This window comes from Microvirga pakistanensis (genome assembly GCF_004458765.1).
In the GTDB taxonomy this organism is placed as follows: Bacteria; Pseudomonadota; Alphaproteobacteria; order Rhizobiales; family Beijerinckiaceae; genus Microvirga; species Microvirga pakistanensis.
In genome coordinates this window covers 1-223 of sequence record NZ_SPJX01000639.1, presented here as the reverse complement: position 1 = coordinate 223, position 223 = coordinate 1, and the positions used below count along the sequence as shown (strand labels likewise).

1 protein-coding gene is annotated in these 223 nt (G+C 67.7%); it reads left to right on the top strand.

The genetic code is table 11. The features are described 5' to 3' along the window. Positions 1–223, top strand: a 223-nt coding sequence (locus E4K09_RS24170; protein ID WP_134500202.1) for a tetratricopeptide repeat protein, incomplete at both ends; no start/stop codon positions are given.

Below are 223 nucleotides of genomic sequence, written 5' to 3'. Positions count from 1 at the left end.
GAGCAGGCCGGTTCGCTCGGCGATGCGGCCGAGCTTCAGCGCAGGGTCCAGGCCGATCCGCTCGATCATCAGGCGCGCTTCGATCTGGCGATCGCGCTCAACGCGCGGGGACAGCGCGAGGAAGCGGTCGATCACCTCCTTGAAATCGTTCGGCGCGACCGCAATTGGAACGACGACGGCGCGCGCAAGCAGCTCGTCCAGTTCTTCGAGGCCTGGGGCCCGA